29 protein-coding genes and 2 pseudogenes are annotated in these 21,729 nt (G+C 72.5%); 15 read left to right on the top strand and 16 right to left on the bottom strand.

Features of this window, described 5'->3' with window-relative positions; all coding sequences use genetic code 11:
• Nucleotides 1-282 (top strand): annotated as a pseudogene (locus DSZ44_RS18480) (hypothetical protein); the annotation flags it as partial.
• Nucleotides 283-356: 74 nt separating this feature from the next.
• On the opposite strand, the gene DSZ44_RS17660 reads toward DSZ44_RS18480, so the two are convergent.
• The 8 genes from DSZ44_RS17660 to rpmB form a co-directional block, all read right to left on the bottom strand.
• The gene (locus DSZ44_RS17660) at nucleotides 357-1,298 is read right to left on the bottom strand and encodes a PfkB family carbohydrate kinase (protein ID WP_110853947.1); all 942 of its coding nucleotides are present in this window, start codon (nucleotides 1,296-1,298) and stop codon (nucleotides 357-359) included.
• Nucleotides 1,295-2,785 (bottom strand): purine-cytosine permease family protein, encoded by a 1,491-nt coding sequence (locus DSZ44_RS17655; protein WP_110853946.1) that lies wholly within the window; start codon nucleotides 2,783-2,785, stop codon nucleotides 1,295-1,297. The genes DSZ44_RS17660 and DSZ44_RS17655 overlap by 4 nt, the downstream gene beginning before the upstream one ends.
• A 41-nt stretch (nucleotides 2,786-2,826) precedes the next feature.
• Nucleotides 2,827-3,846, bottom strand: a complete 1,020-nt coding sequence (locus DSZ44_RS17650; protein ID WP_110853945.1) for an ADP-ribosylglycohydrolase family protein — start codon at nucleotides 3,844-3,846, stop codon at nucleotides 2,827-2,829.
• Complete coding sequence (locus tag DSZ44_RS17645; RefSeq protein ID WP_110853944.1) at nucleotides 3,843-4,556, bottom strand: GntR family transcriptional regulator; 714 nt, start codon at nucleotides 4,554-4,556, stop codon at nucleotides 3,843-3,845. The genes DSZ44_RS17650 and DSZ44_RS17645 overlap by 4 nt, the downstream gene beginning before the upstream one ends.
• Nucleotides 4,557-4,761: 205 nt before the next feature.
• Nucleotides 4,762-4,887, bottom strand: coding sequence for a type B 50S ribosomal protein L36 (gene ykgO / locus DSZ44_RS17640; RefSeq protein WP_110853943.1), 126 nt, complete (start codon nucleotides 4,885-4,887; stop codon nucleotides 4,762-4,764).
• Nucleotides 4,888-4,916: 29 nt separating this feature from the next.
• Nucleotides 4,917-5,222: a 30S ribosomal protein S14 gene (rpsN, locus tag DSZ44_RS17635; RefSeq protein WP_110853942.1), complete on the bottom strand. Its 306-nt coding sequence runs from the start codon at nucleotides 5,220-5,222 to the stop codon at nucleotides 4,917-4,919.
• Nucleotides 5,222-5,392, bottom strand: a complete 171-nt coding sequence (rpmG, locus tag DSZ44_RS17630; RefSeq protein WP_110853941.1) for a 50S ribosomal protein L33 — start codon at nucleotides 5,390-5,392, stop codon at nucleotides 5,222-5,224. The genes rpsN and rpmG overlap by 1 nt, the downstream gene beginning before the upstream one ends.
• Nucleotides 5,392-5,628, bottom strand: a complete 237-nt coding sequence (rpmB, locus tag DSZ44_RS17625) for a 50S ribosomal protein L28 (protein ID WP_110853940.1) — start codon at nucleotides 5,626-5,628, stop codon at nucleotides 5,392-5,394. Before rpmB ends, rpmG begins: the two co-directional genes overlap by 1 nt.
• Nucleotides 5,629-5,689: 61 nt before the next feature.
• Between rpmB and DSZ44_RS17620 the strand changes: the two genes are divergently transcribed.
• The 3 genes from DSZ44_RS17620 (at nucleotide 5,690) to DSZ44_RS17610 (ending at nucleotide 7,676) form a co-directional block, all read left to right on the top strand.
• Nucleotides 5,690-5,947 (top strand): type B 50S ribosomal protein L31, encoded by a 258-nt coding sequence (locus DSZ44_RS17620; protein ID WP_110853939.1) that lies wholly within the window; start codon nucleotides 5,690-5,692, stop codon nucleotides 5,945-5,947.
• A complete protein-coding gene (locus DSZ44_RS17615; protein WP_110853938.1) occupies nucleotides 5,944-6,987 on the top strand; it encodes a GTP-binding protein in 1,044 nt (347 codons plus the stop codon). Before DSZ44_RS17620 ends, DSZ44_RS17615 begins: the two co-directional genes overlap by 4 nt.
• A gap of 83 nt (nucleotides 6,988-7,070) precedes the next feature.
• Nucleotides 7,071-7,676 carry a dihydrofolate reductase family protein gene (locus DSZ44_RS17610; protein ID WP_181424712.1) on the top strand — a complete coding sequence of 202 codons (606 nt, stop codon included), beginning with the start codon at nucleotides 7,071-7,073 and terminating at the stop codon, nucleotides 7,674-7,676.
• Nucleotides 7,677-7,697: 21 nt separating this feature from the next.
• On the opposite strand, the gene DSZ44_RS17605 is transcribed toward DSZ44_RS17610, so the two are convergent.
• Nucleotides 7,698-8,636, bottom strand: coding sequence for a helix-turn-helix transcriptional regulator (locus DSZ44_RS17605; RefSeq protein WP_110853936.1), 939 nt, complete (start codon nucleotides 8,634-8,636; stop codon nucleotides 7,698-7,700).
• A gap of 105 nt (nucleotides 8,637-8,741) precedes the next feature.
• Between DSZ44_RS17605 and DSZ44_RS17600 the strand changes: the two genes are divergently transcribed.
• Together DSZ44_RS17600 and DSZ44_RS17595 are read left to right on the top strand one after the other, a co-directional pair.
• Nucleotides 8,742-9,158 carry a VOC family protein gene (locus DSZ44_RS17600; RefSeq protein WP_110853935.1) on the top strand — a complete coding sequence of 139 codons (417 nt, stop codon included), beginning with the start codon at nucleotides 8,742-8,744 and terminating at the stop codon, nucleotides 9,156-9,158.
• A gap of 94 nt (nucleotides 9,159-9,252) precedes the next feature.
• Nucleotides 9,253-9,828 (top strand): hemerythrin domain-containing protein, encoded by a 576-nt coding sequence (locus DSZ44_RS17595; RefSeq protein WP_110853934.1) that lies wholly within the window; start codon nucleotides 9,253-9,255, stop codon nucleotides 9,826-9,828.
• A gap of 189 nt (nucleotides 9,829-10,017) precedes the next feature.
• On the opposite strand, the gene DSZ44_RS17590 is transcribed toward DSZ44_RS17595, so the two are convergent.
• From DSZ44_RS17590 to DSZ44_RS17580, 3 genes are all read right to left on the bottom strand, one after another.
• On the bottom strand, nucleotides 10,018-10,566 hold the full coding sequence (locus DSZ44_RS17590; protein ID WP_110853933.1) for a hypothetical protein: 549 nt from the start codon (nucleotides 10,564-10,566) through the stop codon (nucleotides 10,018-10,020).
• Between the two features lie 116 nt (nucleotides 10,567-10,682).
• Complete coding sequence (locus DSZ44_RS17585) at nucleotides 10,683-11,339, bottom strand: response regulator (RefSeq protein WP_110853932.1); 657 nt, start codon at nucleotides 11,337-11,339, stop codon at nucleotides 10,683-10,685.
• Nucleotides 11,327-12,481, bottom strand: coding sequence for a sensor histidine kinase (locus tag DSZ44_RS17580; RefSeq protein WP_220035260.1), 1,155 nt, complete (start codon nucleotides 12,479-12,481; stop codon nucleotides 11,327-11,329). Before DSZ44_RS17580 ends, DSZ44_RS17585 begins: the two co-directional genes overlap by 13 nt.
• A 148-nt stretch (nucleotides 12,482-12,629) precedes the next feature.
• Here DSZ44_RS17580 and DSZ44_RS17575 point away from each other — a divergent pair, with 148 nt between their 5' ends.
• On the top strand, nucleotides 12,630-13,058 hold the full coding sequence (locus DSZ44_RS17575) for a DUF6069 family protein (protein ID WP_110853931.1): 429 nt from the start codon (nucleotides 12,630-12,632) through the stop codon (nucleotides 13,056-13,058).
• Between the two features lie 91 nt (nucleotides 13,059-13,149).
• Here DSZ44_RS17575 and DSZ44_RS17570 read toward each other — a convergent pair whose 3' ends face one another.
• Nucleotides 13,150-13,590, bottom strand: coding sequence for a hypothetical protein (locus DSZ44_RS17570; protein ID WP_110853930.1), 441 nt, complete (start codon nucleotides 13,588-13,590; stop codon nucleotides 13,150-13,152).
• Between the two features lie 127 nt (nucleotides 13,591-13,717).
• On the opposite strand from DSZ44_RS17570, the gene DSZ44_RS17565 reads away from it, so the two are divergent.
• Nucleotides 13,718-14,362 (top strand): dihydrofolate reductase family protein, encoded by a 645-nt coding sequence (locus DSZ44_RS17565; RefSeq protein ID WP_110853929.1) that lies wholly within the window; start codon nucleotides 13,718-13,720, stop codon nucleotides 14,360-14,362.
• Nucleotides 14,363-14,390: 28 nt separating this feature from the next.
• On the opposite strand, the gene DSZ44_RS17560 is transcribed toward DSZ44_RS17565, so the two are convergent.
• Nucleotides 14,391-14,801: an STAS domain-containing protein gene (locus DSZ44_RS17560; protein ID WP_110853928.1), complete on the bottom strand. Its 411-nt coding sequence runs from the start codon at nucleotides 14,799-14,801 to the stop codon at nucleotides 14,391-14,393.
• Between the two features lie 191 nt (nucleotides 14,802-14,992).
• Between DSZ44_RS17560 and DSZ44_RS17555 the strand changes: the two genes are divergently transcribed.
• Nucleotides 14,993-15,706, top strand: a complete 714-nt coding sequence (locus DSZ44_RS17555; protein WP_502530296.1) for a TetR family transcriptional regulator — start codon at nucleotides 14,993-14,995, stop codon at nucleotides 15,704-15,706.
• A gap of 91 nt (nucleotides 15,707-15,797) precedes the next feature.
• Here DSZ44_RS17555 and DSZ44_RS17550 read toward each other — a convergent pair whose 3' ends face one another.
• A complete protein-coding gene (locus DSZ44_RS17550; protein ID WP_258369706.1) occupies nucleotides 15,798-16,400 on the bottom strand; it encodes an arsenate reductase/protein-tyrosine-phosphatase family protein in 603 nt (200 codons plus the stop codon).
• A 143-nt stretch (nucleotides 16,401-16,543) separates the two neighbouring features.
• Between DSZ44_RS17550 and DSZ44_RS17545 the strand changes: the two genes are divergently transcribed.
• From DSZ44_RS17545 to DSZ44_RS17525, 5 genes are all read left to right on the top strand, one after another.
• Complete coding sequence (locus DSZ44_RS17545) at nucleotides 16,544-17,020, top strand: DUF6098 family protein (protein ID WP_110853925.1); 477 nt, start codon at nucleotides 16,544-16,546, stop codon at nucleotides 17,018-17,020.
• 48 nt (nucleotides 17,021-17,068) lie between these two features.
• A complete protein-coding gene (locus tag DSZ44_RS17540) occupies nucleotides 17,069-19,006 on the top strand; it encodes a DUF4012 domain-containing protein (RefSeq protein WP_110853924.1) in 1,938 nt (645 codons plus the stop codon).
• A 63-nt stretch (nucleotides 19,007-19,069) separates the two neighbouring features.
• Nucleotides 19,070-19,621, top strand: coding sequence for an LPXTG cell wall anchor domain-containing protein (locus tag DSZ44_RS17535; RefSeq protein ID WP_110853923.1), 552 nt, complete (start codon nucleotides 19,070-19,072; stop codon nucleotides 19,619-19,621).
• A gap of 80 nt (nucleotides 19,622-19,701) precedes the next feature.
• Nucleotides 19,702-20,196, top strand: coding sequence for a CAP domain-containing protein (locus DSZ44_RS17530; protein WP_110853922.1), 495 nt, complete (start codon nucleotides 19,702-19,704; stop codon nucleotides 20,194-20,196).
• A 59-nt stretch (nucleotides 20,197-20,255) separates the two neighbouring features.
• Nucleotides 20,256-21,170: a hypothetical protein gene (locus tag DSZ44_RS17525; protein ID WP_146237605.1), complete on the top strand. Its 915-nt coding sequence runs from the start codon at nucleotides 20,256-20,258 to the stop codon at nucleotides 21,168-21,170.
• A gap of 1 nt (nucleotide 21,171) precedes the next feature.
• On the opposite strand, the gene DSZ44_RS17520 is transcribed toward DSZ44_RS17525, so the two are convergent.
• Complete coding sequence (locus tag DSZ44_RS17520) at nucleotides 21,172-21,372, bottom strand: hypothetical protein (protein WP_110853920.1); 201 nt, start codon at nucleotides 21,370-21,372, stop codon at nucleotides 21,172-21,174.
• 153 nt (nucleotides 21,373-21,525) lie between these two features.
• Here DSZ44_RS17520 and DSZ44_RS17515 point away from each other — a divergent pair.
• Nucleotides 21,526-21,729, top strand: a pseudogene (locus tag DSZ44_RS17515) (ISL3 family transposase); the annotation flags it as partial.

The following is a 21,729-nucleotide window of genomic DNA, read 5'->3' as shown; positions in this document are numbered from 1 at the left end:
GACACGGCGTTCACCTACGGCCGGCCCGCCGATGTCACCCTCGCCGGTGACTGGGACGGCGACGGTCGGGACACCTTCACGGTGCGCCGCGGCGCCACCTACCACGTGAACAACGCGCTGCGTGGCGGGGCCCCGGACACCGTCGTGACCTTCGGTCGCGCCGGTGACGAGGTGCAGGTGGGTGACTGGGACGGCAACGGCACCGACACCCTCGGTGTCCGCCGCCCGGTCGGCCCGGCGCCCGTCGCCAAGGAGGTGCGGGCCGCCGCCAAGCTCGTCTGACACGTCACTGCGACAGGGCCCGTAGCCGACCACGGCTACGGGCCCTGTCGGGTTCTACCCAGGCTGTGCGGAGGTCACCGCGCCAGCCGCGCGGTGATCTCCGCGGCGGTCGGTGACGTCGCCGGGCCGGGGCGGGTCACCGCGATGCCCGCGGCGACGTTGGCCCTGGTGACGGCCTCCTCCAGCGGCGTGCCGGCGCAGAGGCCGGCGCACAGCACGCCGGTGTGGGCGTCCCCGGCACCGTTCGTGTCGACGGCGGTGACGGCGATGCCGGGCACGAGCATCGCGAGCTGGCCGCGGCGCGCCACCCAGCAGCCGCCAGGACCGACGCGGACGAGCACCACCGTGTCCAGCCGCTCGGCCAGCTGTGCCCCGATCTCCTGGGGAGCGGCCCCGGCAGGGAGTTCACCGAGGACCCGCTCACCGAGGATCCGGACCTCCCGCTCGTTGACGGTCCACACCGTGGCCGTCTCGAGCAGCGTCCGCAGCGCCGCCTCAGGGACGTCTCCGATGACGGGCGACGCGTCGACGACGACCTCGACGTCGCCGGCCAGGCGCGGCAGGGCCCGAGCCAGCATCGCGGCGTTGTCCGGGTGAAGGAGGGAGTAGCCGCTGACGTAGACGACGTCGCCGGCGGTGACGACGACGTCGTCGAGCGCGTCGACGGGCACGTGCCCCTCGGCACCGACGGTCGAGACGAAGGTGCGCTCGGCGTCGTCGTCGGTGAGCGCGACGCAGAAGCCGGTGTCGAGCCCGGGGTGCGCGGGCAGGAGCACCTCCACGCCCTCCGCCCGCAGCGAGGCACGGACGAGGTCACCGAGCGGTCCGGTGCCGTGACCGCCGGCGTAGACCACGGGCGCCCCCTCGCGGCGGGCGGCGGCCATGACGTTGAACCCGCCGCCCACGAGGAGGGCGGAGTCGCTGGCGAAGACGTCGGACCCGGGTGCCGGGATGGAGGCGACCCGCATGACGACGTCGACGATCGCCTGACCGGTGTGGACGACGCGGCCGGTCATCGTGCCGTGACCGAGGGGTCGCGGCGACCGGCGCGGGCGCCGCCGAGCACGGCGTAGAGACCGGCGGAGAGCACGAGCGTGGCCACCCAGGCGAGGCCGTTGGACCCGATCCAGGTGTCGGCGAGCGCGCCGGTGAACCACACCTCGTTCTCGCTGACCCGCGCGGTGGTGAAGAGGAAGCCCGCGACGATCGCCACGGCCCATGCCACCGTGGAGCGCCACTCGAAGCCGCCGCGGAACCAGTAGCCCGAGGTGCGGGTGAGGTCCATGAGCGAGTCCGGGTCGTAGCTGCGCCGGCCGAGCATGTCGACGACGAAGACACCCACCCACGCGGTGATGGGGACCGCGAGCAGCGAGATGAACGTGATGAACGGGCCGTAGAAGCTCTCCGAGATGAGCATGAAGTAGATGGCACCGAGGGTGGTGACGACGACGTCGAGGATGACGGCGTTGACACGCTTGATCCGGATGCCGAGCGTGAGGGTGGTGAGCCCGGCGGAGTACACCGAGAGGTGGTTGGACAGCAGCAATCCACCGAAGGCGGTGACGAGGTAGGGGATCGCGACCCAGGCCGGCAGCACGCCACGCACCGCCGCGACGGGGTCCCCCGCGCTCGCCAGGCCGCTGTCACCGGCGCCGAGGACGGCGCCGAGACCGATGATGATGACGAGCGGGATGCCCGCGCCCGCGGAGGCGGACAGCACGAGCGAGCCTGCCTTCGCGCGCGCCGACTGGTAGCGCGCCATGTCCGCGCCGGCGTTCGCCCAGCCGATCCCCGTGCCTGCCGCGATGGTGCCGATGCCGATGACCACCGCGGAGACCGGGCCGGCGGGGGCCGAGGCCACCATGGTCCAGTCCACCGTGGTGACGAGGTAGGCGGCGACGAAGATGTTCAGCGCCCCGAAGATCCACGTCGCCCACTTCTGGACGGTGACGAGGAAGGCGTGGCCCATGCCTGAGACCGCGACGGTGCACGCGACGAAGATCGCGATGCACACGAGTGCGAGGACGGGGACCTGCTTGGCGTCGGGGTTGGTGCCGAACAGCAGCGCGAAGAGCGAGAGCAGCGCGAAGGCGCCGGTCGTCGTGTTCACCGTCTCCCAGCCCAGCCGGGACCCCAGCGAGACGAGGGTGGGGCCGACGTTCCCGCGCACCCCGAAGATCGCCCGGGAGAGGGTGAGGCTCGGGGCGCCACCGCGCCGTCCGGCGATGGAGATGACGCCGACGATCGCGAAGGAGCCGAACGCCCCGACGACGGCGGCGACGAGCGCCTGCCAGATGTTGAGCCCCAGCGCCACGAGCGTGACGCCGAGCGGGATGCCGAGGATCGAGAGGTTGGCGGCGAACCACACCCAGAACAGCTCGAGCGGGTTGCCCTGCTGCTCCGACGGTGGGACCGGTTCGATGCCGCGCTGCTCGTACTTGGACAGGATCACGTCCTGCGCCTGCTCGGTCGCTGTCGGCTGTGCGGCGGGCTGCGTGGGCATGGTGCACCCTTCGTTGGATGAGGTGAGGGGACTCGGGGCCGTCAGGGGGCGACGGCGTGAACCTGGGCGCCGCGGAGCTCGAGGAGCTCGGTGGCGGTCCGGGTGAGATCGATGCCGGAGACGTCGACGACGGTCTGCACGGCGGCGGCGGGGAACACGGCGTCGCCGAAGCGGGCGCCGAGCATGGCACCGGCCATCGCGGCGATGGTGTCGGTGTCCCCGCCGATGCTCGCCGCGAAGCACAGCCCGTCGAAGGGCTCGTGCCGGAAGTGCTGGGTGATGAGGAGGGCGCTGACGACGGACTCCTGGGACTGGACCGAGGTGCCGACGACGTCGCTGAGGAAGTCGGCGAGCTCCGCCGTCGTCATCGTCCGTGCCTGGCGCAGCGCCCACTCGGCCCGTGCCGGGATCGACGCACCGGCGACCCAGCGGCCGAGACGCTCCGCGCGGCGACCCAGCGCCAGGCCGAAGCCGATGGCCTCGAGGAGACCCGCGCCGTCGATGCCGGCGGACACGGCTCCGGCGACGGTCGCGGCGGCGGAGAGCCCCAGCCCGGTGTTGTGCGTGACGAAGCTGAGGTCGTGCACGGCCTCGAGGAGCGCGTCGGGGTCGCTCGAGGAGACCGCGACGCCGACCGGCGTGACCCGCATGGCGGCGCCGTTGGTCGTCCCGCCCGAGCCCGCCTCGGCCGGGTCGCCGCCGGCGGCGATGGCGGCGATCGCGGCCGAGGTCGACGGGCCGAGGAGGTCGAGGGAGCCCTTGTCGCGCATGCGCTGCTCCCAGGCCATGAGGGCGTCGGCGAATTCTCGCGCGTCGACCCGACCATCACCGTCGACGAGGAGTCGCGCGACGAGCAGCGCCTGCTCGGTGTCGTCGGTGATCGACCCGGCGGGCATGCCGGGGGCGATCGGCTGGTCGGGCGGTCCTGCGACGAGCCCGGTGATCGGCCCGAGCTCGCGCCCGATCCGCTCCCGGGACATCGACTGCGTCGGCATGCCGAGGGCGTCGCCGAGCGCGAGGCCGGTCAGCGCGCCGAGAGCGCGGTCCTGGACGTCGGTCATGCGGGCTCCCCGAAGGTCAGGTGGAGGCTGAAGTGGGCGGGGTCGAGGTAGGACTCGACGTGTTCGACGAGCTCACCGCTCCTGGTGTACGAGGTGCGTGTGGTGTGGAGGAAGGGGGTGCCGGGCTCGTGCTCGAGGACGGCGGCGACCTCCGGGCTCGTGGCCGTCACCCGCACGTCCTGGGTGCCGTGGCCGGGCGCGAGGCCCGCGGCGCGGAGCGTGGCGGTGAGGGAGTCGTCGACCAGCCCTGTCGTCGGCAGGTCACGCAGCTGTCCGGTCGCCGGGATGGTCGCGCGCTCGTAGGAGACGGGCCGGCCAGCGAGCAGGCGGCGGCGGCTGACGACGACGACGTCCCGGCCCGCCAGCTCGGGCGGGCGCGCGGCGGGCTGCTCGAGGGTGATGGCGAGGATCTCGGTGGTGACCTCGGCGCCGGCGGCGGTGAGCGCACGCGCCCAGCCGGCGTCGGCGTCCAGCGGCTGGCCGTCGAAGGTGACGAAGGAGCCGACGCCCGCCCGGGTGGCGATGAGCTCGAGCCGCTGGAGGTCCTGGAGCGCCTGCCGGACGGTGCCGCGGGAGACACCGAACTCGGCGGCGATGGCGCTCTCGCTGCCGAGACGCTGTCCGGTGCGGAGCTCACCGGCACTGATGCGTTCACTCAGCGTGTGCACGATGTGCTCGCGGCGCGTCGACGCGACTGGAGGGCGGGGCATATGGACATGTTCATACCTGTACAGCGGCGGTGTCAACTGCGTGAGCGATGGACGCCAGCGACGGCCTGCCGGGCGCGCGGGGCGTTGTCCCGGTCGACGGTCCCGTGGCCCCGGCGCACAGCAACGGGGGAGGAGCGGCCGTGGCCGCACCTCCCCCGCGCCGGGAACGATCAGTGCTCGTCGTCGCGGGTGCTGCTCGACGGGGTCAGCCCTTCTGGCGACCCTTGAGGCGCGGGTTCTGCTTGTTGACGACGTAGATGCGCCCGCGCCGGCGGACCACCTGCGCGCCAGGCTGCTGGGCGAGCGACTTGAGGGACGAACGAACCTTCATGAGAGAGACCTCCTGGTCGGGTGGGCGGGCTACCAGCTCGACTTGCGCACGCCGGGCAGCTCGCCGCGCAGTGCCATGTCGCGGAACCGGATGCGCGAGATGCCGAACGTGCGCAGGTGTCCGCGCGGCCGCCCGTCACCGACGTCGCGGTTGCGCAGGCGTGTGGGGCTCGCGTCGCGGGGGAGCTTGTGCAGTGCCCGGATGGCCGCGCGACGCTCGTCGTCGGGCAGGTTCGGGTTGACCGCGGCGCGCTTGAGCGCCTCGCGGCGCTCGGCGTAGCGGGCGACGACCTCGCGGCGCTGCGCATCCCTGGCGATCTTCGACTTCTTGGCCATCAGCGCTCCTCCCGGAAGTCGACGTGGCGTCGAACCACGGGGTCGAACTTCCGCATGGTCAGGCGGTCGGGGTCGTTCCGGCGGTTCTTGCGGGTGACGTAGGTGTAGCCCGTCCCTGCCGTCGACCGGAGCCTGATGACGGGGCGCAGGTCCGTGCGCTTGCCGGCCATCAGATCGTCACCCCGCGGGCGAGCACGTCGGCGACGACGGCGTCGATCCCGCGCTTGTCGATGATCGTGATGCCGGTGGTGGACACGCGGAGGCGGACGGTGCGCCCGAGCGAGGGCACCCAGTAGCGCCGGGACTGGATGTTGGGGGTGAAGCGGCGCGACGTCCGCCGGTGAGAGTGGGAGACGCGCCGGCCGAAGCTCGGCGCCTTCCCGGTGACCTGGCAGTGGGCCGACATGTGGGGGACCTCCTGTACGATAATGAGAACCAATCTCAACAACCGTAGCAGGAGGTCCTTCGTGAAGTCCGGAATCCACCCCGAGTACGGCCCGGTCGTCTTCCGTGACGCCGGAGCCGGCGTCGCCTTCCTCACCCGCTCCACGCTGCGCCCGACGCAGACCGTCGAGTGGGAGGACGGCCGGACCTACCCGGTCCACGACGTCGACATCTCCTCCGCCAGCCACCCCTTCTGGACCGGACGCGCGCGCGTGCTCGACAGCGAGGGGCGCGTCGAGCGCTTCCGCCGCCGGTACGGGCAGCGGGGCGCGGACCAGTGAGCGAGGTCCCCGTCATCACGCTGTGCACCACCGACGAGGTGCTCCGGGGGTCCGCCGCGGGCGCACTGCTCTGCGACATCCCCGGCGCCGTCGTCCTTCAGCACGACATCGACGTCCGCACGGGCGTCCTGCGCCGGGTGGTCTACGACGCGTCCGGGGTGCGGTCCGACACGGAACGGCGGCTCGAGCACGCCTGTGCGTCCTGCGCCACACGGGAGGACATCCTGCCGACGCTCGAGGAGCTGGTCGCCCAGCGCCCCGCGGCGGTCGTCCTCGCGCTGCCGACGGCGATCGAGGCCGTCCCGGTCCTCCACGCGCTGCGGAAGGTCCCGGGCGCGGTGCCGGCGGGAGTCGCGACCGTCGTAGACCTCGACGCGCTCCTCGAGGACCTCACGAGCGGTGACCGGCTCGCGGACCGTGGGCTGGGGGCGGCGCCGGAGGACGACCGCACGATCGGGGAGGTCGTCGTCGGCCAGCTCGAGACGGCCGACGTCGTCCTCGTCTCGGGCGACGGCGACGAGCGGGCCCAGGCGCTGGTCGCCCACCTCGCGGGGCCGGACCGGCTCGCCCCCTGGTACGCGGTCCCCGCCGACCGGCTCCTCGACGCACGCCCGGACCCCAGGCGCGGTGACCTGCTGACCGTCTCGGCCACCGGCGCGGACCCGGCCGAGGACGTCTGGACGGTCGACCTCAGCTCCTGGCGCCCGGTCCACCCCGACCGGCTCATGGAGCGGGCCGAGGAGCTGGGCGGGACCGCCGTGCGTAGCAAGGGACACTTCTGGGTCGCGAGCCGGCCCCGGCTCGCGTGCGCGTGGGACGGGGCGGTCGGTGATGTGAGCATCGGCCGGATCGGGGCGTGGGACGGCGAGCCGCGCACGCACCTCGTCGTCACCGGCGTGGGCGGCGAGCCGCGCCGCGTCGTCGACGCCTTCGAGGAGGTCCTGCTCACCGACGTCGAGCTGGTCGGCGGGCTCGGGACGTGGACGGGCGAGGGGGACGGGCTGGACCCGTGGCTCGGCGCCGTCGGCGACGCCGTGTAGGAGACCCGCAGTGCCGGCCCGATCGGGGGCCGCCCCGACGACCTCCGCCGTCGTCGCCGGTCGGCACCGGCACGAGCGAGATCGTGGTGCAGGCGTACGTGACCCTCGACGGCGTGGTGCAGCGCGGCGGCGGGCCGCACGAGGACGACGACGGCGGGTTCCCGCACGGCGGGTGGGCGGCCGACTACGACGCCGAGCACGGCGGCGACGACTACGGCGACCTCGTGGCGCAGTGGGAGTCGAGGACGGACGCGCTGCTCCTCGGACGCCGGACCTACGAGATCTTCGCGGGCTCGTGGGGCGTGTGGGACGAGAGCGCAGCCGGCTTCACCGGCGAGCTCACGCGGCGGTACAACCGGGTGCCGAAGTACGTGGCCTCACGCACCCTCACCGAGCTGAGCTGGGTGAACTCCCACCTCCTGGGGCCGGACCTCGCCGCCGACGTCCGGCGGATCCGGGAGCAGCCCGGCCGGGAGGTGCGCGTCTGGGGGAGCACCGAGCTGGTCCGCACGCTCGGGGAGCACGACCTCGTCGACGAGTACCGCCTCGCGGTCTATCGCCTGGTGCTCGGCACGGGCAAGCGGCTCTTCACGGCCGGGTTCACGCCGTCGGCGTTCGTGCTCGCCGAGACGTGGCCGCTGTCGTCCGGCGTCGTGGTGAGCCGTTACCGCCGTCGCGACCGCACCTGAGCCCCCCGCGGCCGGGACGCGTCAGGGGCCGTAGCGCTCCACCAGCTCGGCGCCCAGCCGGGCGAGCTCCGCGCGCACCGGCTCCGGCTCGACCACCTCGACGGCGGCGCCCCAGCCCGCGAGCCGCTCGGCGATCGAGAGGGCAAGGTGGGCGGAGACGCGCAGCCGGGCCCGTCCGTCGTCGGCGTCCTCGAGCACCTCGCAGTGGCGCCCGAACTGGGAGCGCACCACCGGGACGAGACGTGGCGCGAGAAGCACCGTCGCGGACACACCCGACCTGCGCTGCTCCACCTCCTCGACCACCCGGTCCCACTCCCGGGACAGCTCGAGGTCCGCCGGCCGGCTGGCCGCGAGACCGGTCACGGTCGCCTCCGTCACCCGGTCCACCCGGAAGGTCCGGCGCCCGTGCTCGGTGCCGGCGACGAGGTACCAGACCCCGTCCTTGTCGACGAGTCCCCACGGGTCCACCAGACGCGTGGTGAGGACGTGAGCGCGGTTCTCGTAGCCGAGGGAGACCTTGCGACGGGCGACGACGGCGTCCTCGAGCACGTGGGCCACCGCGGGCCGCTCGCGGCCGGCCTCACCCCACCGGCTGAGGTCGGCGGTGACGGCGCCGGCGGCGGCCACCGCATCGGCCCGGAAGGGATCGGGGAGTGCCTGCGTGAGCTTGCGCAGCGCGGAACGGACCGCCGGGGAGACCGACTGCCCCGCCAGGAGGAACAGGGCGCGTGCCTCCGGAGCGGTCAGGCCGGTGAGGTCGGTCCGGGCACCGCCCACCAGGGACCAGCCCCCGCCGCGGCCCACCTGGGAGTACACGGGGACCCCCGCCGTTGACAGCGCCTCGAGGTCCCGCCGGGCAGTGGCGACCGAGACGTCAAGCTCGGCGGCGACCTCCGCGGCCGTGACGCGGCCCCTGGCCTGGAGGAGCAGGAGGGTGGCCACCAGCCGGTCGGCTCGCATGACATCGAATTCTCGCGCACAAACTGCTCAGTGGGTGAGCGCTTTGGGGGAGCACTGTGGTTCCACCGCGGCGGACCGCCCGCCCGGCTCGCTCAGGGAGTGACCATGTTCCGTGGATTCGCCACTGTCAGCCTCTACGCCGACGACCTCGCCGCAGCGCGCGCGTGGTACGCCGAGCTGCTCGGCGTGGAGCCGTACTTCGCCTACCCGGCAGCACCGGAGGAGCCCGCGTACATCGAGTTCCGGGTCGGGGACGACGAGGACGAGCTCGGACTCATCGACCGTCGCTTCGCCCCGCCGGGTGCTGCCAACCCGCCCGGCGGCGCGGTGATGTTCTGGCACGTCGACGACCTGCCCGGGACCGCGGAGCGGCTGCTCGCGATGGGCGCCGTCGAGTACGAGCCGGTCACGCCGAGGTCGGCCGGGTTCGTCACGGCATCCTTCGTCGACCCGTTCGGCAACGTCCTGGGGATCATGCACAACCCGCACTACCTGGAGATGCGTGCGGCCCGGTCCGCGTAGCGGCGATGCGGGCGCGGCCGCCCCGAGGTGCCCGCCCGTCGGCCCCGACCTACCCTGCGAAGAGGCAAGGACGCACACACAGGAGGGCAGTTCCATGAGCCAGACCCCCGGTACCGCCGAGCAGGACGTCGTCGACTTCCTCACCAACGACCACGCGCTGATGGTCGCGCTGCTCGAGACGATCCAGGAGACCGCCGACCTGAAGGAGCGCCGCGACCTCGCCGACACGCTCATCGCGGAGGTCATGCGGCACGCCGTCGCCGAGGAGATGCACGTCTACCCGGCGGTGGAGAAGCACGTGCCGAACGGCAAGGAGGAGGTCGAGCACGACAAGAAGGAGCACGACGAGCTCGTCGACGTCATGAAGCGCATCGAGGACCTCGACTCGGAGGACCCCCGGTTCCTGCAGGAGATCCGCGAGATGCACGGGATGCTCAAGCACCACGCGAACGACGAGGAGACCGACCAGTTCCCCAAGCTCCGCCAGCACATCCCCCGGGAGGAGCTCGTCGAGCTGCGCGAGAAGGTGGAGACGGCGATGAGGGCCGCACCCACCCGCCCGCACCCCAGCGCCCCGCACTCCGAGCTCTTCCACAAGACGCTCGGTCCCGGCGTCGGCTTCATCGACCGTCTGCGTGACAAGCTCTCCGGTCGCACCACCGACGCCTGAGCCACCTCAGACCGACGGCGCGGACCCCCTGCCCGGTCCGCGCCGTTGTGGCGTGTCTCTGATCTGATCCGACGTCGCCGGCGTCAAGGCAGCAGCGTTGGCGCGTCGGCGTGTCACGCGGCGCGTCGCCCACTTTGGTGCGGACACGCGTCACAGGTGACGACGACGTCGCACCACCCGTCCGACGTCTCAGCCGACGAGGTCGGCGAGCTCCCGGAAGAACTGGCCGATGCCGGTGGCCCCGTTCCACGGCAGGTCACCGTCACCGGCGACCTCCACCATGCGGCGCGGCAGCTCCATGGCCTGGGTGTCGGCCAGCGCGAGGAGGGTCGCGGCGCTCTGCTGCGCGGTGGGGCGGGGGCCGTCGAGGGCCGTGCCCGCCGACACCAGCCGCAGCAGCCGCAGGGTGACCGGCTCGCCGAGGATCCAGTAGCGCGGGTCGTAGGGCGTGCGCACCTCGTGGTGGGCCAGGTGGTCGGCGAAGCCCTCCAGGTACAGCGCGAGCCCGCTGACCTTGTCGCCGGCGCGGTGCCGGCGGCTGCTCTGGGGAAGGATGCGGAGGCACAGCGGGAAGTCGGCGAGCGCACGGAGCGTGCTCGCGACCTGGCGCGGTGTGGGGGCGGCCTGGTCGCCGAGGAGGTGGCGGGCGACGTCGTCGCGGTGCAGGGCCGAGAGGAGGCGCTCGGCGTGGTCCTGGGTGGCGAGCTGGGTCTCGTGGAGGAGGGGTGCTGCGGTCACGGTGGGGCTCCGGGGAGAGTGGGGGCTACACCTCATATATACGCGCGGCCGGTCCGCCGGATAAGGGGTCGAAAGGCCCTCTTTCGTGCGGCGTTGGACACACCCCTGCCGGGCCGTCAGACGAGCCCCGCCTCGTGGGCGAGAAGCGCGACCTGGGTGCGGTTGCCGACGTCGAGCGTGGCGAGCACGTGGGAGACCTGCGCCTTGACGGTGGCGACCGAGACGTAGAGCTCCGCGGCGATCTCCGCGTTGGTCAGTCCGCGTCCGACGGCGGCGACGACGTCCCGTTCCCGGTCGGTCAGTGCGGCGAGGCGCGTGCGGGCGTCGGCGGCCACGTCGGCGCGGTCGACGGCGTGCTCCATCAGCCGCCGGGTGACCGCGGGCGAGAGCGTCGCCTCCCCGGCCGCGGCCCGGCGGACCGCCTCGGCGATCCGCGGCGGCGGGGTGTCCTTGAGGAGGTAGCCGCAGGCGCCGGCGCGCAGCGCCCCGAGGATCTCCTCGTCGGTGTCGAACGTCGTGAGGACGAGCACCTCGGGCGCGCCGGGGCGGGCACGCAGGCGGGCGGTGGCCGTGACGCCGTCGACCCGCGGCATGCGCAGGTCCATGAGGACGACGTCGACGGCGTGGCGGTCCAGCGCCGCGGGCACCTCCGCACCGTCCGCGGCCTCGGCGACGACGGCGATGTCGTGCGCGCCGTCGAGCATCATGACGAGGGCGGACCGGACGAGTGCGTCGTCGTCGACGACGAGGACCCGGACTCTCACGGCGGCCATGGTAGCCACGCGGACAGGCGGAACTCCGCGCTGTCGGGGCCGTGCTCGAGCCGGCCGCCGACGATCCGCACGCGCTCGGTGAGCCCGACGAGTCCGGTCCCGGACCCGGGGACGTCGGCCCGCACCGGTCGCAGCGGGTTCGTCACGGTGACCTCGACCCCCGCGCCCGGACGGCCGGTGACCCGCACCCGCACGGGCTCCGCGGGCGCGTGCTTGCGGGCGTTGGTCAGTCCCTCCTGCACGAGGCGGTAGACCGTCCGCCCGAGCATCCCGGGCGGGTCGCCGTCGAGGTCGACGACGACGTCGACGTGACCGCCGGCGGCCCGTGCCTCACGGACGAGGCCGTCCAGCTGGTCGAGGTCCGGTGACGGTGGCGGCACGCCGTCCCCGGGGTCGTCGCGCAGCACGCCGACGACGTCGCGCAGCTCCTCCAGCGCCTGGTGGACGCCGGACCGCACGACTCCCGCGGCCTGGGCCAGCCGTTCCGGCGACGCGTCCGGCCGGTACTCCAGCGCGCCGGCGTAGGTGGCGAGGAGGGAGAGCCGGTGCGCGAGGACGTCGTGCATCTCCCTGGCGATTCGCGTCCGCTCGGCGGCGACCGCCTCGGCGACGTGCCGGTCACGGTCCGCCTCGGCGGTCCTGGCCCGCTCGGTCAGGCCGGCGAGCAGCGCGCTGCGGGCCTGCGCCAGCGCGCCCACGGCGAGCAGGGCGGCGTGGGCCGCCAGCACGAGCACCACCCACCACCCGAGGGCCAGCCCGTGCACCGGCCGCCACAGCCCGCTCACCACGTGCGCCGCGGAACCGACGACGGCGACGACGACGGCGGTGGCGAGGCGACGGGAGCGGCCGACGACGTAGGTGGCGGCGGTGGACGCAGGGGTCGCCGTCGGCGCGAGGGCGGCCAGCACGGCGACGGCGACGGCGGCGGGCACGGGGCGCCGGAACAGGGCGGGGACGAGCGCCACGGCGGCCAGGCCGACGGCGATGTCGAGGGCCAGCGGGGCCGCGTGGCTGCCGGGGGAGCTGCGCTCGCCGACCAGCGTCCACGCGCTCAGCACGACCATCGCACCGGTCGTGGCGCCGACCGCCCAGCCGGACGGGCGCCACGTCCGCACGGGCAGGGTGCGCGGGTCGGGCGACATCCACCGAGCGTACGGAGGCCGCGGGCGGGGCGGAACCGCCGAAGGTCGACCGGCCAGGTCCGAGTGGCTACCGGGCGTGGACGGGTGGCCGATGACCGCGGGCGCGGGGCGGCGGGAGCGTGGGGTCACCCGAACTGGAGGAGGAACCATGGACCTGTCACCAACGCGGACCCGCTCACGGCGTGGAGCGGCAGTCGCCGGCGCCGCCGGGGCCGGGCTGGCGGTGTGGCTCATCGCCGTGCCCGTGCTGGGCGTCGAGCTGGCCGCTCGCACCGGGGACGGCGAGATCGTCGTCGGCGCACCGGCCGTCGCCCTCGCGGGCGTCCTCGCCGCGCTCGCGGGATGGGGCCTGCTGGCCCTGCTCGAGCGGACCGGCGTCCGGGCCCGGAAGGTGTGGATGACGGTTGCCCTGGCGGCGCTCGTCCTCTCGCTCGCCGGTCCGATCGTCCAGGCGACCACGGTGGCCGCGGGCGCCGTGCTCGTCGCGATGCACGTGGCCGTCGGGACGACGATCGTCGTGGCCCTCGGCCGCACCGCCCGCAGCGCACCCTCGCTGCCGGTCCCGGTGGGGCGCTGAGACGCACGCCGTGCGCCGTCGTCGTGCTCGGCGGCGGCGCACGGCCCGAGCGTGCGGCGAGTTGCCGCGGATCGTGCGCCCCGGCCGCCTCTCAGGACGCGGGGGCGAACGCGACGAGCACGAGGAACACCAGCACGCACATTCGTTCGTCCAGCGGCCCGTCGCCGTCGGCCGTGAGGTACCGGGGCCGTGAGCCGAGCCGGTCGTAGTCGACGGCGAGGGGGCCGATCCTGCGCACCCGGCTGCCGGCGCGGTCGTAGTCGATACCGACGTCACCGATGCTGCGGAGCCGGTTGCCGAGCGTGTCGTACGTGAGGGCGTGGGCGCCGAACCACACGGGCCGGTTGCCGAGCTGGTCGTACTCGATCCGCTCCGCCCCGACCTGGCGCAGACGGTTGCCCGCCATGTCGTAGTCGAGCTCGAGGTGGCCCAGCCGCGACGGCCGGTTGCCGGCCATGTCGTAGTCGATCCGCACCTCGCCGATGCGGCGCAGCCGGTTGCCCAGCATGTCGTAGCCCAGCTCGACCTTCATGGTGTGAAGCCTAGTGACGCAGCACCCCGGGAGTGGCGGGACGACGCCCACCAGCTAGCCCGATGAGTTCTCCCCGCGCCAACGGTCCACACCTGCGACAGGACACCCGAACCAGGAGGACCCCGGCATGCAGCTCATTGTTCACACCTTCGTCTCCCTCGACGGCGTCATGCAGGGCCCCGGCGGCCCGGAGGAGGACACCAGCGGCGGCTTCGACCGCGGCGGCTGGGTGGTCCCCCTGGCCGGCGAGGGCTTCGGTCGCGTCGTCGACGGCTGGTTCGAGCGGACCAGCGAGGTGCTCTTCGGCCGCGCGACCTACGAGACCATGGCGGGCTACTGGCCGCAGGTGACCGACCCGGCCGACGTCGTCGCCGCCCGGCTCAACGGGTGCCCGAAGCACGTCGTGTCCACCACGCTCACCACGCCCGCGTGGGAGAACACCGCGAGCGTCATCGCCGACGACGTCGCCGCCTCGGTCCGCGCCCTCAAGGAGCGCCCGGGGGAGGAGCTCCAGGTCCACGGGTCGTGGCAGCTGATCCAGACGCTGCACAAAGAGGGGCTCGTCGACGAGTACCGGGTCATCGAGTTCCCGGTGGTCCTCGGGACGGGCAAGCGGCTCTTCCACGACGGCGCGGCCCCGAGCGGCTTCGACGCCGTCGAGACCGAGGTGCTCGACGGCGGGCTCGTCTACCGGGTGCTGCGGCCGGTGCCCTTCGCGTCCGGGACGTACGCGGTGGAGGACGGCAAGGAGTCCGCCGTCCTCGGCAGCTAGCGCCGGGGGCGCGTGGCGGTCGGTGCCGTCAGTCGCCGGGTGCGTGCTCGCGCACGGGGAGACCCGTTGAGCCCTGCTCGGCCGTGGACGGCTCGAGGGGCTCCCCGTCCGTGCCCACGATGTCGACGAGCTCGCCGATGCGGGTGACGTCGAGGAGGAAGCGCACCACGGGGGGCGGGCTGATGAAGACCGGTCGCTCCTTGGAGACCTGGATGAGCCGGCTCAGGGCGGCGAGCACAGAGGAGTCCATGAAGGTGACGTCACGGACGTCGACCTCCACGGGCACGTCGTGCAGCACGACCTCGTGGACGGCGTCGAGCAGCTCGGTCTTCATGAGCATGTCGAGCTCGCCACGAAGGATGAGGCGGACGCGGTCCGGTGACACGTGGAGCGTCACGGTGCCCGCTGCGGGCTGGGGGAGCTGGGAGTGGGCAGCCATGGTGGCCTCTTCTCTCCCGACGAGACGGGGACGTCCTCGTCGGAGGGGTCTAGATATGGACACCCGCACCGGGAGAAGATCGCAGGCCGAATCCAGGGATGTTTGCGTACATCGACACCGTAAGTCTACGCTGTAGATCTACGCAAGCGGGAGCAGGAACGTGTTCGCGCCCGCTGCACGGAAGGAACTCAGTGCCCACGTCAGAGCGACCCGCGGCCGACAAAGCCCGCGGAGAAGCCCGGAGGAGCCGGCGCGAGCCGTTGAGCCGTGAGCGCGTCCTCGCGACGGCGCTCGAGATCGTCGACGCCGACGGGGTCGAGGCGCTGACGATGCGCGGGCTCGCGCGTGAGCTGGGCTGCACCGCGATGGCGCTGTACCGCTACGCGGAGAGCCGCGACGCGCTGCTCGACGACCTGGTCGAGAGCGTCATGGACGAGCTGGTGAGCGCGCCCGTCGCGGACGAGTGGACCGCTGAGCTGCGGCGGATGGCGCACGGCTTCCGCGCGCTCGCGGTCGCCCACCCGCGCATGGTGCCGCTCCTGGTCACCCGGCCGCTCGCCACGCCGCTGGGGCTGCGCCCGCTCGGCACGCTGCGCCCGCTGGAGACGCTGCTCGGTCTGCTCATCGACGACGGCTTCTCACCGGACGACGCCTTGCACGTCTACCGGGCCTTCGTCGGTCTCCTCAACGGCCATGTCCTCACGGAGCTGCAGGAGGTGATCGCCGACCCCGAGGAGAGCGACGCCCTGCTCCGGCTGGGCCTCAACCGCCTCCCCCCGCGCGAGTTCCCCCACGTGCGCGCGCTCGCCTCCGAGCTCACCACCTACGACGGCGCCACCGAGCTCGACAAGGGCCTCGACATGCTCATCGCCGGGCTGCAGCGGCAGCTGCGTGTCGGCGGCTGACGGCGGGCCCTCAACGGGGGGACATCGAGGACGCGGATCAGCAGGTCGCGCAGCGAGCCGCCACCCCGACGACGACGATCGAGCAGTCGCGTCAGGCGGTCGCCCCGACCCCCAGCACCACTCGCGCGATGACGCGCACCGCCTCGATCAGCTGCTCGAAGGACTCCTGGTAAACCTCGTCCGACCGCCGGTACGGGTCGACGACGTCGTCGAGCTCGGCCGGGACCTGTGCCCGCTCGCGCGCCGCGAGCGGCACGAGCGCGGCGAGGCGCTCGGCCGGCCGCGTACCGGGCCCGGCGGCGGCGTCGAGCTCAGCAGGCTCGACGGCAGCGGCCAGCCGAGCAAACTCTCGCAGCGTGAACGTCCGCCGCACCGCCGCGGGCACGTGGTCGACGACGTCGGCGCGGTGCTGGCGCGTCGCGGTGAGCACGAGGTCAGCACCGGCGACCATCGGCTCGGTGACGCGCCGCGCGGCGAAGCCGTCCGCGGACACGCCGGCCTGGTCGAGCAGCGCGACCATGGGCGGCTGGATCGGCTCGCCGACGAGCGCGCCGGTGCCCGCGCTGTGCACCGAGATCCCGCTGTCAGCGGCGAAGGCGGATCGGAAGAGGCGTTCGATGGCGGGGGAGCGGCAGATGTTGCCCGTGCAGACGATGAGAAGCGTGAAGTCCTCACCCGATCGGTATGCCGCCATGGTCATCCCTTTCCGTCGCCAGTAGGGCCGAGCCTACCGACATCATCCCTTCGCCCGATGGCGCGTCCATGTGCTCAGGAGGAGGATTGCTCTGACCGGCTGCCACATCCCGGCGACCGGAGCAACGGTGCAAGGGGGCAGTGATGACTCTGTTCAACCCGTCGGGCGGTGACACCGACTTCGCCGAGGTGCAGCCGGGCGGCCACGAGCTGCCGGTCCTCGACTCGCTCGGTGAGGTGGTCGGCGTCTGCGCCACCCACGATGACGTCTATCTCCGCTTCAGCTACACCCCGGACGACTCGGACATGAGCACCCGCCGCGAACGCGAGAGCGGCTACCTGCTGCCCGGTGTCCCCGCCTGGCCGCTGTGCCCCGAGCCGTGGTGGGGCGCCGGCTCACGCACGTGGATCGCCCGCCAGCTCATCCGCCACTCCCATCTCGCCTACAGCGGCATCGAGCCGTGGCTGGTCTCGGGGCAGGTGCGGGGACGTGGACCGGACTGTGAGCCGCTCATCGCCCACCTCACGCCGATCGCCCGGGTCGGCCGCAAGGCGCTGGTGGAGGCGGACGAGTCCTACGCCGCCTGGCAGACGCGCAGCTTCCGCTCGCTGACGGGATAGCACTAGGGGAGGAGGTCGTCACCTGTCGGGCCGTGATGTGATGGTCCAGTGACGGACAACTTCCCCAGCTGGCTTGACGACGACGGCGGTTCCGCCACCCCTGACTCACGCCCCGGCGCGCGTGCAGGTACCGCCAGCGCCAGCGACGGCGGCCCGTCGCGTCGTCGTCGCCAGAAGAAGCGCCGGGGCCGCACGGTACTGACGGTCGTCATCGTCGCCGTCCTTCTCGGGCTCATCGCCCTCCTTGTCCTCTTCGCGCTCCAGGGCCGGACCGCGGTCACCGAGATGCGGGCGGCGATGCCGCAGGTGTCCGAGCTGCGCGAGCAGGCGCTGAGCGGGCAGACCGACGCAGCCGACGGCACAGCGGCCGAGCTGCGTGAGCACACGAGCGCCGCTCGGGACGCCGTGGCCGGTCCGCACTGGGCCGTCGCGGCGAAGCTCCCGTGGGTCGGTCCCAACGTCGAGGCCGTTCGCACGGCCACCGTTGTGGTCGATGACCTTGCGGCCGACGCGTTGCCGGACCTCGTGGCAGCGACGGACGCCGTCGACCCTGCGCGCCTCGCGCCGCAGGACGGCCGGATCGACCTCGCGCCCTTCGCCGAGGTCGCGCCGCGCGTCGTCGCCGCCAACGAGGCGGTCCTCGCGGGACGGGACCGTCTCGACACTGTTGACTCGAGCGACCTGGTGGGAACGCTCGGCGACCAGATCGACAGCCTCAAGGGGCAGGTGGGCGAGCTTGCCGGGCTCACCGCCACGGCGTCGCGCGCGGTCCAGCTCATCCCGCCGATGCTCGGCGCCGACGAGCCCCGCGACTACATCTTCATGGTGCAGAACAACGCCGAGCCCCGCTCCACCGGTGGACTCACCGGCGCCTTCCTCCTGCTGCGGGCCGACGACGGCGCGGTCGAGCTGGTCGAGCAGCGTTCGGCAGGGGAGGTCGGGTACTTCGGCGATGGTGCGGTCGAGCTGACGGAGACGGAGATCGCGCTCTTCGGGACGCAGCTCGCCCGGTACCCGGGCAACGTCACCGCCACACCGGACTTCCCACGCAGCGCCGAGATCATCCGGGCGATGTGGAGCGAGGGTGTGGGCGGAGAGGTCGACGGCGTGCTCTCCCTCGACCCTGTCGCCCTCGGCGGGCTTCTCGAGGCCACCGGGCCGATCGGTCTGGATGACGATGTGCTCGCTGCCCTCGGTGTCCCGTCGGAGATGTTCGACGGTGACGCCCAGCTGAACGCGGACAACGCTGCCGACATCATGCTCAACGGCGTGTATCGGTACATCGAGGACACCGGGGACCAGGACGCGTTCTTCGAGGTTGCCGCGGCGGAGATCTTCTCCGCCGTGATGGACGGAGAGGCCGCACCGGCCGCCACGGTGGCCTCGCTCGTGCAGGCCGCGGACGAGGGCCGTCTCCTCGTGTGGTCGGCGCACGACCAGGAGCAGGAGCTCCTGAGCGGCACCACGTTGAGCGGCGAGCTGCGCGGGGACGACGGCCACGGTGCTCCCGTCGTCGGGGTCTACGTCAATGACCTGAGCGCCGCGAAGATCGCCTACTACCAGCGGATGGAGGTGGAGGTCGAGGCGCAGCAGTGCCATGCCAACGGCAATCAGGACCTCACCGTCTCCGTCACTCTCACCTCCGACGTCCCGGACGGTGCCGCCGACCTGCCGGACTCGCTGGCCGGCAACGGGCGCGTCGTCGACAAGGGCGACATGCGGTCCAACCTCTTCGTCTACGCGCCGACGGGCGGGCGCATCACCGACGTCCGTGATCCCGACACCGAGGCCGTCGGCGCCTTCCCGCAGGTGCACGACCAGCAGGTGGTCGTCGGACGGCGGGTCAATCTCAGCCCGGGAGATTCCGTCACCACCCAGTTCGACATCACCACCGGCCCAGGCTTCACTGGTGACGCGGTCCTGCGGATGACGCCAGGACCCGGAAGTGAGAGGTATGTCTCGTCTACGTTGACATGTCGACACTAGCCGATAATCTGTACCCGACCGATCTACCGACACGGTCCTGACGACCCAATTGGGGGATAGACCATGATCCGACGCGCATTTGCTGGCCTGCTCGCGGCCGCACTGCTCGTTCTCGCCCCGTCCGCCGCCTTCGGTTACTCCGAGGACGACTTCGACGCTGAGATTTCCACGACCAACCCGGCTCCCGGCGAGGCCTTCACGGTCACCGTCGAGGCGCCCTCCGGCACCGACGTGACCCTCACGGTCTCCTCGGACGCCGTGGACGACGACGACATCCAGATCGCCGGCACCAAGTCCCTGACGAAGACCGCCGTTGACGGCGCCGCCGTCTTCAGCGTCACCCTCACGGAGGAGGCGGTCTTCAGCATCGTCGCCACCGACAACGACGGTGACGTCATCGAGACCTTCCAGGTCGTCGTCGGCGACGGTGGCACGACCACGGACGACGGCGACGACAACGACGGCGCTGCCGGTGGCGACACCGACGGTGCTGCCGGCCCGACGCTCCCCGAGACCGGTGCGACCGCCACCCCGCTCATCATCGGCGGCGTCGTGCTGCTGCTGGTCGGCGGTGCGGCTCTCTTCCTCGCCCGTCGCGGCAAGGTCACTGCCTGACGCCCCAACGTCACGACCGTCTTCGGAGGGCCCCTGCGAGCAATCGCAGGGGCCCTTCGGGCGTCTTGGAGGTGTACGCGATGATGCTGGTCGGACGCGGACTGTGCGCTGGGCGGTTTCTTGCGGCGGCGGGCGTGCTCATCGTGCTGCTGAGCGGATGCAGTGCACCGCCGGGGGAGGAGCCGCCCGAGGCGCCGACCAGCGTCGATCCGGACTCCTACGCCAGCGAGCTCGTCGAGCTGACGAACGAGACCCGAGCCGAGGAGGGTCTTGAAGAGCTTCAGGCCTCCCCATGTGCCCGTGAAGCCGCCCTTGAGCGCGCGACCGCGCTCAAGGGGGAGGAGAAGCTCGTCCACGCGCCGCTGACGCCGGTCATCGATGCCTGTGAGCCGCTGACGACGGCTGCCGAAAACCTCGTCAACAGCGCCGCGGTGCCGATGGACGTGGTGGAGGCGTGGCTCGGCTCGCCCGGTCACCGTGCCAACATCGTCGACCCGGACCTCACCGAGACCGGGATCGGCTGTGTGCCCGACGGGCAGAAGATGCTCTGCTCCCAGATCTTCCTCGGCCCCTGACCGGCTGCTGGCCGCCCGCCGCCCCTTGATACTCCGTCCTGCTTCCTAAGGTGGAACTCGTGCCGTCTCGTCATCGCCGCTCCTGGTCCGTCGCCGGACTGGGAGCGTTGATCGTTCTCAACGTCGTCCTCGTCGGCCTGCTCGTCCTGCGGCCCGCTCCCGTCGCTGAGGAGCGTGCTACCTCCTATCGGCCGACGGCCACGGAGACGGCGACTGCGGCGCCAGAGAAGCAGGAGCCCGCAGAGCTCCCGACGGAAGCTGGGGAGAGGGCGCAGGCGGCGCCGGCAGAGCGTCTGATCGTCAATGCGGACGCGACGACGGCCTGGCGGGTGGAGAAGGGTCAGTGCGAGGATTCGGCGGCCCTCGAGCGGACCACGGACGGTGGAGCCACCTGGGAGGCGCTGTCAGTCGACCTCGCGCCGGTGAGTCGGCTACGGGTCCTCGGCCCGCAGACCCTCTTCGCGATCGGCGGAGGGGACGACTGCGATCCCACCTACGTCTCGTCGTCCAGCGGCGGCTCGAGCTGGCTCACCAACGACCAGTACCTCGAGGGCTCCTGGTACATCGCGCCGTCGGACAGGTCGATCATGGCGACCCCTGCGGGACAGCTGAGCGCACCGTGCGAGCCCGTCGAGCTCGCGGCTCTCGACGCCGCCAGCGCCGCGGTGCTGTGCACCGACGGCACACTCGCCCTGACGGCCGACGGTGGCGCGTCCTGGGAAAACGAAGTGCCAGACATCAGTGCAGCAGCGATCGGCGTCGCAGACGACGGCTACGTGCTTGCCGGGTCGCACGAGGCCTGCGAGGACGGCATCGCGGTGGCTGCTCTCGAGACTGACGGTGACGCGCTGGAGGAGCCGTCGTGTGCCCCGGCCGAGGCCGGCTCTCTTGCGGTCTCTGGCGTCGCGGACACCGTCTGGCTGTGGGTGGACAACGAGGTCTACGTGTCCACCGACTCAGGGCAGAGCTGGTAGGTCAGCGGCGCGATGCCGAGAGCCGCTCCCCGGGCCACGTGGAGCGCTTGGCGTGTGTCGGCTGCGGAGCGGACGCACGGCGGCTTGAACGCGCCGTAGAGACGCGCGAACCGGTGAGAGTGGGGTCCTCGCTGCTGTAGTACTCGTAGGCGTAGCGGTCGCGCTCCTTGCGCTGCGCCTTGTTGAGCACGATGCCCAGCACGTGGGCGTCGACCTTGGCGGCTCTTCCGGAATGAGGGTGTAGAGGCGGTGTCGGCCGGGCGCCCAGCGCGAAGTGGCGTGTCGGGGGCCGGGTAGGGGTCGAGGTCTTCCGATGATGGGGGTTCCTACGCCAACCCATCGGGAAGACCTCGACGTGTCTGACGCTACCTTCGCTCGCCCTGACCTGACCACGTTCGCACGCCTGGACGAGCTCGGCCTCGAAGTCATCGGGCAGCGGCTCGAGCCGGATCGCGCGGTCCTGGCATGCCGAGTCGTGGAGCCCGATGAGTGGTGCCGGCGCTGCGGCTGCGAGGGCGTCGCGCGTGACACCGTCACCCGTGAGCTCGCGCACGAGCCG

Source organism: Georgenia satyanarayanai (assembly GCF_900116375.1).
GTDB lineage: Bacteria > Actinomycetota > Actinomycetes > Actinomycetales > Actinomycetaceae > Oceanitalea > Oceanitalea nanhaiensis.
This window is presented reverse-complemented; position numbering and strand designations above follow the sequence as displayed.

Bases quoted from the DNA above. Each gene is read 5' to 3' on its own strand.
- DSZ44_RS17660 (WP_110853947.1), bottom strand. From the start codon at position 1,298: ATGACCGGCCGCGTCGTCCACACCGGTCAGGCGATCGTCGACGTCGTC.
- DSZ44_RS17655 (WP_110853946.1), bottom strand. From the start codon at position 2,785: ATGCCCACGCAGCCCGCCGCACAGCCGACAGCGACCGAGCAGGCGCAG.
- DSZ44_RS17650 (WP_110853945.1), bottom strand. From the start codon at position 3,846: ATGACCGACGTCCAGGACCGCGCTCTCGGCGCGCTGACCGGCCTCGCG.
- DSZ44_RS17645 (WP_110853944.1), bottom strand. From the start codon at position 4,556: ATGCCCCGCCCTCCAGTCGCGTCGACGCGCCGCGAGCACATCGTGCAC.
- ykgO (WP_110853943.1), bottom strand. From the start codon at position 4,887: ATGAAGGTTCGTTCGTCCCTCAAGTCGCTCGCCCAGCAGCCTGGCGCG.
- rpsN (WP_110853942.1), bottom strand. From the start codon at position 5,222: ATGGCCAAGAAGTCGAAGATCGCCAGGGATGCGCAGCGCCGCGAGGTC.
- rpmG (WP_110853941.1), bottom strand. From the start codon at position 5,392: ATGGCCGGCAAGCGCACGGACCTGCGCCCCGTCATCAGGCTCCGGTCG.
- rpmB (WP_110853940.1), bottom strand. From the start codon at position 5,628: ATGTCGGCCCACTGCCAGGTCACCGGGAAGGCGCCGAGCTTCGGCCGG.
- DSZ44_RS17605 (WP_110853936.1), bottom strand. From the start codon at position 8,636: ATGCGAGCCGACCGGCTGGTGGCCACCCTCCTGCTCCTCCAGGCCAGG.
- DSZ44_RS17600 (WP_110853935.1), top strand. From the start codon at position 8,742: ATGTTCCGTGGATTCGCCACTGTCAGCCTCTACGCCGACGACCTCGCC.
- DSZ44_RS17595 (WP_110853934.1), top strand. From the start codon at position 9,253: ATGAGCCAGACCCCCGGTACCGCCGAGCAGGACGTCGTCGACTTCCTC.
- DSZ44_RS17585 (WP_110853932.1), bottom strand. From the start codon at position 11,339: ATGGCCGCCGTGAGAGTCCGGGTCCTCGTCGTCGACGACGACGCACTC.
- DSZ44_RS17580 (WP_220035260.1), bottom strand. From the start codon at position 12,481: ATGTCGCCCGACCCGCGCACCCTGCCCGTGCGGACGTGGCGCCCGTCC.
- DSZ44_RS17575 (WP_110853931.1), top strand. From the start codon at position 12,630: ATGGACCTGTCACCAACGCGGACCCGCTCACGGCGTGGAGCGGCAGTC.
- DSZ44_RS17570 (WP_110853930.1), bottom strand. From the start codon at position 13,590: ATGAAGGTCGAGCTGGGCTACGACATGCTGGGCAACCGGCTGCGCCGC.
- DSZ44_RS17565 (WP_110853929.1), top strand. From the start codon at position 13,718: ATGCAGCTCATTGTTCACACCTTCGTCTCCCTCGACGGCGTCATGCAG.
- DSZ44_RS17560 (WP_110853928.1), bottom strand. From the start codon at position 14,801: ATGGCTGCCCACTCCCAGCTCCCCCAGCCCGCAGCGGGCACCGTGACG.
- DSZ44_RS17550 (WP_258369706.1), bottom strand. From the start codon at position 16,400: ATGGCGGCATACCGATCGGGTGAGGACTTCACGCTTCTCATCGTCTGC.
- DSZ44_RS17545 (WP_110853925.1), top strand. From the start codon at position 16,544: ATGACTCTGTTCAACCCGTCGGGCGGTGACACCGACTTCGCCGAGGTG.
- DSZ44_RS17535 (WP_110853923.1), top strand. From the start codon at position 19,070: ATGATCCGACGCGCATTTGCTGGCCTGCTCGCGGCCGCACTGCTCGTT.
- DSZ44_RS17530 (WP_110853922.1), top strand. From the start codon at position 19,702: ATGATGCTGGTCGGACGCGGACTGTGCGCTGGGCGGTTTCTTGCGGCG.